General features: G+C 67.0%; 10 protein-coding genes and 1 pseudogene. 5 read left to right on the plus strand and 6 right to left on the minus strand.

All coding sequences use genetic code 11. The features are described 5' to 3' along the window. On the plus strand, nucleotides 1-585 hold a 585-nt coding region (locus DM816_RS36985), incomplete at its 5' end, for a CBM35 domain-containing protein (protein ID WP_246002573.1). 190 nt (nucleotides 586-775) lie between these two features. Next, nucleotides 776-2,041 carry a family 16 glycosylhydrolase gene (locus DM816_RS36990; protein WP_162908215.1) on the plus strand — a complete coding sequence of 422 codons (1,266 nt, stop codon included), beginning with the start codon at nucleotides 776-778 and terminating at the stop codon, nucleotides 2,039-2,041. A gap of 425 nt (nucleotides 2,042-2,466) precedes the next feature. On the opposite strand, the gene DM816_RS36995 is transcribed toward DM816_RS36990, so the two are convergent. Further along, nucleotides 2,467-3,477 carry an RNA polymerase subunit sigma-70 gene (locus DM816_RS36995; protein ID WP_246002574.1) on the minus strand — a complete coding sequence of 337 codons (1,011 nt, stop codon included), beginning with the start codon at nucleotides 3,475-3,477 and terminating at the stop codon, nucleotides 2,467-2,469. A gap of 110 nt (nucleotides 3,478-3,587) precedes the next feature. Between DM816_RS36995 and DM816_RS37000 the strand changes: the two genes are divergently transcribed. Then, nucleotides 3,588-3,917: a VOC family protein gene (locus tag DM816_RS37000; protein WP_162908216.1), complete on the plus strand. Its 330-nt coding sequence runs from the start codon at nucleotides 3,588-3,590 to the stop codon at nucleotides 3,915-3,917. Between the two features lie 534 nt (nucleotides 3,918-4,451). Here DM816_RS37000 and DM816_RS44935 read toward each other — a convergent pair. The 3 genes and pseudogenes from DM816_RS44935 to DM816_RS45385 form a co-directional block, all read right to left on the minus strand. Continuing rightward, nucleotides 4,452-4,970: a transposase gene (locus DM816_RS44935; protein ID WP_342768796.1), complete on the minus strand. Its 519-nt coding sequence runs from the start codon at nucleotides 4,968-4,970 to the stop codon at nucleotides 4,452-4,454. Nucleotides 4,971-5,180: 210 nt separating this feature from the next. Next, nucleotides 5,181-5,495, minus strand: a pseudogene (locus DM816_RS44940) (beta-ketoacyl synthase N-terminal-like domain-containing protein); the annotation flags it as partial. After that, the gene (locus DM816_RS45385; RefSeq protein ID WP_281274398.1) at nucleotides 5,492-5,620 is read right to left on the minus strand and encodes a hypothetical protein; all 129 of its coding nucleotides are present in this window, start codon (nucleotides 5,618-5,620) and stop codon (nucleotides 5,492-5,494) included. The pseudogene DM816_RS44940 and the gene DM816_RS45385, both read right to left, overlap by 4 nt. Before the next feature lie 572 nt (nucleotides 5,621-6,192). Between DM816_RS45385 and DM816_RS43200 the strand changes: the two genes are divergently transcribed. Then, nucleotides 6,193-6,402 (plus strand): hypothetical protein, encoded by a 210-nt coding sequence (locus DM816_RS43200; protein WP_162908217.1) that lies wholly within the window; start codon nucleotides 6,193-6,195, stop codon nucleotides 6,400-6,402. Nucleotides 6,403-6,412: 10 nt separating this feature from the next. After that, a complete protein-coding gene (locus DM816_RS37020) occupies nucleotides 6,413-7,774 on the plus strand; it encodes an aminotransferase family protein (protein ID WP_117215172.1) in 1,362 nt (453 codons plus the stop codon). 310 nt (nucleotides 7,775-8,084) lie between these two features. On the opposite strand, the gene DM816_RS37025 is transcribed toward DM816_RS37020, so the two are convergent. Together DM816_RS37025 and DM816_RS37030 are read right to left on the minus strand one after the other, a co-directional pair. After that, on the minus strand, nucleotides 8,085-8,333 hold the full coding sequence (locus tag DM816_RS37025) for a hypothetical protein (RefSeq protein WP_117215173.1): 249 nt from the start codon (nucleotides 8,331-8,333) through the stop codon (nucleotides 8,085-8,087). After that, on the minus strand, nucleotides 8,318-8,539 hold the full coding sequence (locus tag DM816_RS37030) for a hypothetical protein (protein ID WP_117215174.1): 222 nt from the start codon (nucleotides 8,537-8,539) through the stop codon (nucleotides 8,318-8,320). The genes DM816_RS37025 and DM816_RS37030 overlap by 16 nt, the downstream gene beginning before the upstream one ends. Nucleotides 8,540-9,527: the final 988 nt, after the last annotated feature.

Consider the following 9,527-nt stretch of genomic DNA (forward strand, 5'->3'; position numbering starts at 1 on the left):
CAGGCCTACATGGAGATGCCCGCGCCCAAGGCGTTCCTGACCTTCGTCGGTGGCAGCCACACCAGCTTCTGGAGCGACAGCCGGTTCCCCGCCACCGTCGTGGACTGGGCCCGCTGGACCATGTACGGCGACACCGCCGCCCGCGACCGGCTGCCCGCCGACGCGGGTGGATCCAACACCCGCTGGGAATTCGTCCCGGGCTCGGAGTTGGGGCGGTATGAGGCGGAGGCCTCGCCGGCGGTGTGTCAGGGCACGATCGATTCGAACCACTCCGGCTTCTCCGGCACCGGATTCTGCAACGGCACCAATGCGGTCGGCGCCTATTCCCAAGTCACGGTGAACGCGGCGGCGGCCGGCACGGCCACGCTCGGAGTCCGTTATGCCAACGGCAGCGGCGCACGGCCGGCCGACCTGGTCGTCAATGGCGTCACGGTGGCGACAGTGTCGTTCGACAGCACGGGTGCATGGACGACATGGTCCACTAGAGTTTTGACCGCCGCCCTGAATGCCGGCAGCAACACCGTCAGGTTGGTTCCGACCACTGCAGCCGGACTACCGAACATCGACTTCATCGAGGTTGGGTAGTAGTCTGACCGCCCGATGTACGGCTCGGCGGAGTGCTTCACCCGCCGAGCCGTCTAACCCATAACCGTCGCAGGGTGCCGCCGCAACATCACAGGGCGGCACCCCCACGTTTCGCCGGCGGCTACATGCGGCGCGGCGCGCGCCGCTTAGGCTGTACGGTCCGCACATACGCCCGAAGGAGATGCCAACGATGAAGAATGCGCGGTTACCCATCCAGCGATTGGCAAGGCTCGCTGCAACGTGGCCGCTCTTGGCAGCTGCGGCGATCTTTTGCATCAGCACCGCCCAACCTGCTATGGCGGCCGACGTTCCGCCGAACCCATTGGACAAGCCGGGCTGGATCCTCGATCGGAACGACGAGTTCAACGGCAGTCTCGACAGCAGCCTGTGGATTACGAACTATTTTGAATCGCGAACGCCGGAATGGCGGTCCAGGGCGCGATACGGGTTCAGGGACAACGCCCTCGTTTTGCGGATCGACAATGACCAGCCAACCTATTACTCCGACAATCCAATGAAGGTCTCGAGCATCCAGACGGGACAGAGGACGGATCTGCACAAGAACGATCGCTACGATCACTCGATTCCCACAATCATGAAGTACACACCGCAGTACGGCTACTTCGAGATTCGCGCCAAGTCCGGCGTGCGAAACGGGCTGCACACCGCATTCTGGACAGCCGGCAGGCAGGACAACTGGAGCCAGCGCGGCGAGATCGACATCATGGAGCACGCGGGCGTCCACGGCCCCAGCCGTTTCAACTACAGTCTGCACAAGTGGTCAGACCCCAACCTGCCGGAAGTCAACAACCAGGTCTCCGTCGGTTTCGACATGACCACTGAGTGGCACATCTACGCTCTGGAGTGGACCCCGACGCAGATCAAGATGTACGTCGACAATGTCCTCAAGAGCACGATCAACGCTTCTCCGGCTTACGGCGCGGTGTTCCTCCTGGGCATCTACGAGAACGCCGGATGGACGGGGACCTTGGACCCCAACGACCCCAGGCCAAAAGAGTTCATCGTCGATTACTTCCGCTCCTACCGCAAGGCAGACACTCCCATCGTCAGCGGCGCCACCTACAAAATCAGGAACGTGGCGACGGGCAGGTACCTGGACTCGGACAGTAACGGCAGGGTCATCGTCACGGGTGCCAGCTCGTATGACGACCAGGATTGGGTCGTCACCCAGCAGCCCTCCGGCTCCTGGACCATCAGGAACGCCCGAACCGGGCGGTACTACCTGGACACCGACGGCACGAACAACGCTGTCATCTGGAACACAGGCGAGGTCATCGCCGACTCGTTGTGGACACTCGAGTCGGCCTCCGGAGGCTTCCGCCTCAACAACGACAACCCCAACAGGGCCTACATGTACGCCACCTCGGCCGGGGAACTGAAGTGGAACACCGGCTCGACCGACAGCAGCACGGTCTGGGCCTTCGAACGAAAGTAGCCATCTCGCCAGACCAAGCCCCAGCCGGGACCGGCACACCGGTCCCGGCTGAGCAGGTAGCCAGAACTCCACCCGATCCTGCACCCGCGGTCCCCGCCGGGGCGTTGAGCGAAGCGCGTCGAGACATTTGCCAAGTGCCCGCAGTGTGCGGCCCGTTCAGCGTCCACTGTTGATTGGCGGCGGGCCGGGGGGTCGAACCCTCGCAGGTTGACGTAAAGCTGGTCACTGGCCGTCCGGGTACCGCTCGGTGACCCGGTGCGCCCAGTACACCGCCAGGGTTGTCTTGCCCACGCCCGCGGTGCCTGACAGCTGCCGATGGCAAACAACGCGTGCCATCTGCGGGGCAACACGAACCGGGGCATGCGCGTGGCGGTGCTCAAGCACGGGCACGAGCGGGCCACCCGTTCAGCGAAGCTCGTCACGGCTCAAGCGGGCACATGAGGTGGGCGTCGTGCCGGGGCCAGAGGCGTTTCAGGAGTGCGGCAGCGGTCGGTGGGCAGGGCGAAGGCGGGAAACAGTGCGGCGTTGGGGAAGCCCGTGATGGTCGTGATGAGACCGTCGGCTATGTCTAGGACCATGATGCCGTAGCCCTGGCACAGGTCGACGTCGTCGGGCAGGTATGCGGCCAGCGCGGGCTGCCCGTTGGCCCCCGTCTCCACTAGCCGGATGAGGTCGAGCCGGCCCTCCGCGGGAACGGTGGCGAAGAACTCGACGATCACGTCGCGGCCGGTGAACTCGCCCGGCTCCGGCGGCATGCGCAGGATCGCGTCCTCGCGCAGCAAGGCGGCAAGACCCGCGATGTCGCGCCGGTGCCATGCCTCGACGAACCGGCGCACGATCTGCCGATCGGTCGCGTCGAGCGGGCGGCGCGAGCGGCCCGTGGCGGCGGTCAGGGTCGCGCGGGAGCGCTGCAGCAGGCTGTTGGCCGCCGCGATGCTGGTGTCGAGCAGCTCGGCGGTCTCGGCCGGGGTGAACGCCAGCACGTCGCGCAGCAGCAGGGCGGCCCTCTGGGTCGCGGGCAGCTGCTGCAGCGCGACGATGAAGGCCAACGCCACGCTGTCGCGCTGCTCGGCGGCTGCGGCCGGGTCGGGGTCGCCCGCGATGAGCTGGTCGAGCAGGCGGTCAGGATAGGGCTGCAGGTAGAACAGCTCGCCCGCGGGCAAGGGTGTGCGGCCGCGGGCGCGGATCACCTTGAGGCACGTGGTCGTGGCGATCCGGTAGAGCCAGTGCCGCAGCGGAGCCCGGCCCTCGTAGCCCTTCAGCCCGCGCCACGCCAGCAGCTGCGCCTCCTGAAGCGCGTCATCGGCGTCGTCGAGCGAACCGAGCATGCGGTAGCAGTGGACATGCAACGCACGCAGGTGCGGTGCCAGTAGCGCCACGAAGGCGTCGTGGTCGCCCGCCCGCGCGGCGGTCAGCAGAGCCGGATCATCGTGCACGCGCATGAGGTTAGCGGCACGGTACGACAACACCGATGAAAATCCGGCGCGGCGTGGATCAGACGGGGTAACACCAAAAGAAGGGAAGCTGGATCATGGCATCACCATTCATGTGGTTCGATCTAAACACCGCCGAGGCCGTCGGCGCCTCGGAGTTCTACCAGGAGTTGTTCGGCTGGGAGGTCGCCGACGCCGGAGTGGGCGGCTACCAGTCGTGGATCGTCGACGGCGGGCAGCCCTGGGCGGGCGTCGTGGCCGCACCGAAGGCCTCAGCGGGCTGGCTGCCCTACGTGGTGGTCGACGATCTCGAGGCCGCGACGAAGCGGGCCGTGTCGCTAGGCGCGACCGTGGTCAAGGAGGCATCCGAGGGCCCAGCCGGGACATCGGTGCGCATCGCCGATCCGGGCGGCGCCCAGATCGCGCTTTTCAAGCCTCGCTAGCGATGGCCTCCACGGCGGCCTGACCGCAGACGGTGCCGCCCATGCGTCGCGATGTGGGCGGCACCCAGCGCCGGGCCGGCAGGTACGCCGATCTCCACCACGATGGCGTCCGGGTGGGCCGCGACGGTCTTCTCCAGCAGCGTCCACAGCCACGGGTGGCGATGCGGGCCGCGGCACACGAGCACGAGCGCGCGTTCCAAAGCGCCGGTCAGTTGCCAGAACCTCGCAGGCGCGCCGACCGAAACCCCCGGTCCCGCTGCCGTACCACGCAGGGTTTGAATGCGTCACCGTAGGGCACCCCCGCCACTCTTTCGGAACGCTCGCGCCACGGCGCCGACCTGTTGGTAGCAAGGGGTGGTGAACCGTCTGATCGGGGCGACGTTGAGCGCGGTGTCGCCCGGCAGGCAAACTGCCAGTGCCCGGCCTGTCCGCCCCATCCGATTGGGACGCGGCCGATTTGGCCCGCGCACCGGATGCCACGGGGATCAGCAGCGTGTCCACATCGGACCGCGCCTCACCCGCCACTCCAGTGTGTCAACGTCGGCTGAGATCTGGCTCTGGCACACTTTCGTTGATCGTCCAATGTGGATGTTTTGGCGAACAGGATTCGCTTGCGTAGCAAGTCGAATTTTGCCCTCCGAACATCTGTCTCTTGAGCATCTTGATCCGGTTGACGTTCCCCTCGACGGCGTCTGAACTCCAAGGCTGGGTAAGGCCTGCGGTGACCGCGTCAAGGTCATTGAGCAGACCGGCCGCGAAGCCGTCAATCTGTGGAAAGGGTGCCTGCTGTGCGGTCTCGATCCATTGGACCAGGTGCTGGCCACAACGTTGACGGACCAGGTCGGTGAAACCCTGGGCCAGGTCGGCCAGTGTGGCCAGGTCAAGGCATCGGGTGAGGGCGTCTTTGAGAGCGAGGCGGTCACCGTCGTTGGGTTTGCTGTCGGCTCGCATGATCCATCCGGTGATCTGGCGGGTGGACGGCAACGGCGGCGGCAACGGTTGTTGTCCTCCGCCCGCGCGTATTGTGGCGAGCCGGCGATCCAGGGTGCGCATCGTGCCCTGATACCTGTGTGCGCGGATCTCCTGGTAGAGCGTCTTGGTGACGGTGACGCCCTGGCCGAAACAGGCTGTCAGGTAGTCGTGATGCGGTGCCACGAGCCCGTGACGGCCTGGTGGGTTGGGGCCAATCAGCTCATCGGCGCGGGCATACTTGTGCACGGGGTTCACGCTGATGTCCAGCAGTCGCCCGATCGCCTTGATGCCGTGCCGCAGCACGGTGGGATCGATGTTCGCGTGCTCCAGCGCGGTCCACGCGGTCTCCAGCAGCAGTCGTTGCTGCGGGTCGATGTGCGGGGCCTGCTTCGGCGAGATGTTGAAGAACGGCGCGTCGAACTCGTCGGTCCGCGCCAGGAAGCCGCCGCGAGGACGGGTGGCACCGGCCGGTCCGCGCCCAGCCGGCAGTTCACCGATGCCGGAGCCGCCGCGGCGCAGGAAGTCGATGAACGCCGGCAGCGAGTCGTTGCCACCGGGAAAACGGATGCCCAGACCGATGACGGCGATCGGCTCCCGCGTATTCATGACCGCACGCCGTCCGGCGCGCCGAGCACCACTTCGACCAGGCCGCCCACCATCGGGTTGTCGAACAGCACGCTGGCACCGATCTCCAGCCCGAGCAGTTCTTCGAGGCGGTCCTTTGTGTCCACGATCCGCAGGAGGTCAACCCGAGCTCGAAGAAGCTCTCGTCCAGCGGGAGCTCCTCGTCCGCGGGCATCAGGAGGGCGTCCTTGAACTCCTGGACGATCATCCGCTCCAGCGCGTCGGCCCGGACCGGACCGGGCAGCGCCGCCAAGTGCCGGACCGCCAGTGTGGTTAGGTCCATCGTCCCGCTGCACCAACCAGCGCTGACGACACCCTGACCCGCGCCTGACCGACCCTTGTGGACGCCGCATGCCGTCAGCGCTCGGTCAGGGCGCCATCAGAGCATGCCGGAACGATCGAGAGTGTCCACATTTCCGGCCCGAGCGAAGGCCGACCGTGACGGGAGGAATCCATGACCGACGCATCGCGCAAGGTTGAACTCATGCACATGTACGCCGACGAGAGTCCCACTTCCTCGACGAGCTGGTCGAGGCCCACGAGGTGAGCTTCGCCCCGCTGGCACCACCGATGTACGCGTCCACGCCGATGCCCGCCGCGCAGACGCTGTTCCTGCTGTGCCCGGAGGGCTGGTTCGGCGACATGCACCCGGCGCCGCGCCGCCAGTTTGATGACGCTGATGTACGGCGAGTTGGAGTCGTCTGGGGCGGTGAGGACCGCGTCGTACCGGCGGCCTACGTCGACGAGTTCACCCGGCTGGTGCCCCACGCCACCGCCGCCATTTGTCGGCGACGCGGGCTACCTGCCGCAGGTGGAGCGCTTGAACGACACCTGGAAGGCCGTCGGCGGCTTCCTGCGCTGCCTCGACCCCGCTCCGGCACTGTCCTGAAGGAGTAGTCGTGACCGTCACCCTACGACCGACGGACCGGGCGACCGAACTGGCCGACCTGGACCGTAGGCATCTCATCCACCCCAACAAGCGCGCGGACCGGGACGGCCGCTGCGTCATCGTTCGCGGCCACGGCGCGTACCTGTGGGACGCGGAGGGCAACGAGCTGCTCGACCTCACCGGCGGCCTGTGGCTGTCGCAGGTCGGACACTCCCGCCGCGAGCTCGTCGAGGCCATCTCGCAGCAGACAGCCACGCTGGAGTACTTCACCAGCTTCTGGGAGTTCTCCAACGACAAGTCGGTTCTGCTGGCCCAGCGCCTCTCCGGCCTCGCACCGGACGGGTTCGGCCGCGTCTACTACACCAGCGGCGGCTCGGACGGCAACGACGTCGCCATCAAGGCCGCCCGGCTGTTCCACCACCGGCGAGGCGAGACCGACCGCACATGGATCCTGTCCCGTAAGGGCAGCTACCACGGCGCGACCATCGGAGCCGGCAGCGCGACCGGCTTCGACCTCATGCACGAGGGCGTCGGCCCGATCTTGCCGCACGTCCATCACCTGACGCCGCCGTGGCCGTACCGTAGCGAGCTCTACCACGGTCAGGACCCGACGGACTTCCTCATCGCCGAGCTAGAGGCCACCATCGACCAGATCGGCGGCCACCGGATCGCTGCGATGATCGGCGAGCCGGTGATCGGCGCCGGCGGTGTGCTATGCCCGCCGGCCGACTACTGGCCGCGGGTTCGCGAGGTGCTGCGCCGGCACAGCATCCTGCTGATCGCCGACGAGGTGGTCACGGCGTACGGCCGGATCGGTACCTGGTTCGACAGCCCCGCCAAGGGCATGGACCCCGACATCATCGTCACCGCCAAGGGCATCACCAGCGGGTACGTCCCACTGGGCGCAGTGCTGATGCGCGACGAGATCAGCGACGTGGTCGCGTCCGGTGTCGGTTTCGTCCACGGCTACACGTACTTCGGCCACCCGGTCGCCTGCGCGGCCGCCCTCGCCAACCTCGACATCATGGCCCGCGACGGCCTGCTGCCGCGCGCCCTGCGCATCGGTGAGCTGCTGCGCGGCGGCCTGGCGGCGGGGAGCGAACTGCCGGTGGTCGGCGAGATACGCGGCGAAGGGGCGATGGTCGGCATCGAGCTGGTCCACGACAAGGCGACCCGCGAGGCGATGAACCCTCTCGCCGTCGAGGCCGTGGCGAACGAGCTACGTCGCCGGCACGGCGTGATCGTCCGCGACATGGGGCACATCGTGGTGATGGCACCGCCGCTGATCCTGACCGACGAGGAGGCACGCCGCGGCGTCAGCGCCGTGCTCGAGGTGCTCGCCCGCCTCGATCCGGACGGCACCCTCAGATAGGTACCTCGGCGAGCCCTGGGTCTCTCCCGTCGCCCGAGGGCCCGCCGGCGAAAGGGGCCACCGCGATCCTTCTCCCCCCGTGGGTCGCGGTGGCCCCTTCGCGTCCGATCCCCGACGCTCACCGCTACCAACCACCGCCACCACCAACCACATTGCGCCCTGCCGCCCGTGCACGCGATCAGGGCGCCCCAGCGGCTGCCACCGGGACGCCCTGATCAGGGGATGGGCAATGTCAGAGGATGCGCGGCGCCTGGCTGGCCGCGAGCATGTCGACCGCCTGGCAGGCCCATGTAGCGCAGCCGGGCGGCGGTCAGGTCGTCATTCCACCGCGCCGCGAGCTCCCAGCGCTGCTCCGGCGTCGTGTCCAGCAGCCGGTCCCCGGGAACAACTCGTAGTCGGCGAGCCGGTCCTTGTGCGCCGCCATGCCGTCCTGGAACAGGCGCTCGCGGTGCATCACGAACTCGCGGTCGGAGAGCTGATCCCAGACCCGGCGGCCGCGGACCAGCACGTCCATGACATAGGCGCGGTCCTCGGGGTGACGGATCAGGTGCTCGCGCACGATCGCACTGCCGACGGTGAGGTGACGGATCTCGTCGATGGCCGCGCCGCGGGCGATCTCCCGGCGACCGGGTCGAGCACACCCCACTTGCGCTCGCTCAGCTCCGTCGAGGCGGCGAGGATGCCCTCGATGATGATCGCGAAGGCGGCCACGGCGCCGATGAACGGCTCGTCGCCCTCCACGACCTGGAACGCGAAGCTCTGCACCGGAAACAGGATCTCGCGCCGGTAGTCCGCCGCGATCTCGTAGACCCAGTCGATGAGGCGTCGCGCGGCAGGCCGAGGTCGAGCTACGTCGGCACATCCGCTACTGGCAGGAGCGCCCGCTATCGCTACTACACGTGCATCACCCGAGCTCGCTATGGCCCGAAATCATGTCCAGCAGACGGCTCCCGGCCGAGGAGGTCGAGGCCAAGATGCTCGCCGCGCTCATCGACGTCTACCAGCAGACCGATCTGATCTACGAGGCCGTCTCGGCCATAGCAGCGTCAGCAGCTCAAGCCCACGACGACAACCGCCGACAGGGACCTAGCCGACATCGCGGACAAGATCAACCGGTATCACGACGCCTTCGAGTAAGGAACCATGGCCGAGGCGGTCTGCGGCCAACGAGTGGCGCAGTGAAGCGTCCCGGTTTCCGTGGAGGCTGTGATCATTGCGCAGCAGCCAGATCAGAGCACACCGTGAGGAACTCTTGGAGAGCGCACCGGTCAACCCAGCGGCTTACCAGATCGACCCTACTGAGCTAAGGCACATGCAAGATGAGGTTTTCAGAGTGCTGCAAGACGGTGCCCCTGGCGTCAAGAACGCACGGTTCCGTTCGCTGGTTCACGAGATCCAGGTGACAGGCCGCCACCACATCAAGCCGTACTTCCGGATCCCGAAAACAGCAGAACCCCAGACTCAACATCTGGGGTTCGCATACTGCATCCTTGGGCTCCCCCAGCACGCCAGAATACGAACCGCATGCCAGTCATCGAGGGCCCAACGATCACGCTCTCGCCCCCCGGCACTCGTCGGAAGACCAGCGCCCGGTGCGTTTAGACCGAAGTGGGTCTGTTTCAGTAACGGTGTTTCCGGCGGATCTTCAGTAGTTCTCGGCGGCCGGGAACCGGTCACCGAACGTGATGGCGAAAGCGTTGAGGACTGGCTTCCAACGCACCGCCCATCGGGTCTTGCCGGTACCGATCGGATC

Source organism: Allorhizocola rhizosphaerae (genome assembly GCF_003426775.1).
In the GTDB taxonomy this organism is placed as follows: domain Bacteria; phylum Actinomycetota; class Actinomycetes; order Mycobacteriales; family Micromonosporaceae; genus Allorhizocola; species Allorhizocola rhizosphaerae.

Coding starts and splice junctions, on each gene's coding strand:
- DM816_RS36990 (WP_162908215.1), top strand. CDS start 776: ATGAAGAATGCGCGGTTACCCATCCAGCGATTGGCAAGGCTCGCTGCA.
- DM816_RS37000 (WP_162908216.1), top strand. CDS start 3,588: ATGTGGTTCGATCTAAACACCGCCGAGGCCGTCGGCGCCTCGGAGTTC.
- DM816_RS44935 (WP_342768796.1), bottom strand. CDS start 4,970: ATGCGCACCCTGGATCGCCGGCTCGCCACAATACGCGCGGGCGGAGGA.
- DM816_RS43200 (WP_162908217.1), top strand. CDS start 6,193: ATGTACGGCGAGTTGGAGTCGTCTGGGGCGGTGAGGACCGCGTCGTAC.